The 400-nt window shown below is 67.8% G+C and carries 1 protein-coding gene; it reads left to right on the top strand.

What is annotated here, in order from left to right; translation table 11 throughout:
* On the top strand, positions 1 to 400 hold a 400-nt coding region (locus tag PZH32_RS11580), incomplete at both ends, for an NAD-dependent epimerase/dehydratase family protein (protein ID WP_275208407.1).

Genomic DNA, 400 nt, shown 5'->3' with positions numbered 1-400 from the left:
CTTGAAGCAGGAGGCGCGCGCCATTGCCGCCGATACCGCCATTGACTGGGATAAGCTGACGGGCGCCACGGTGCTGGTGACCGGCCCCACGGGATTGGTGGGCTCCGCTTGCGTGCGGGCGCTTCTGGAGCGCAATCGCGCCTTCGATGCCGGCCTGCGCGTTATGGCCATGGTGCGCAACGTAGAGAAGGCCCAGGCGGTGCTCGCGGGCTATGGTACCGAGGACGGTCTGGTGCTGGTGGTGGCCGAGGTGGAAACCGCGGCGCCCGACGCCTGTGCGGCCGACTACGTCATCCACGCCGCCTGCCCCACGGCCTCGGCCTTCTTCATGGAGCACCCCGTGGAAACGGCCCGGGCCATTGTGGGCGTTCTCCAACATGTTCACCGTACCGCCCACAAT

Source organism: Adlercreutzia equolifaciens (assembly GCF_029076695.1).
Classification (GTDB): Bacteria; Actinomycetota; Coriobacteriia; order Coriobacteriales; family Eggerthellaceae; genus Adlercreutzia; species Adlercreutzia equolifaciens_A.
This window is presented reverse-complemented; position numbering and strand designations above follow the sequence as displayed.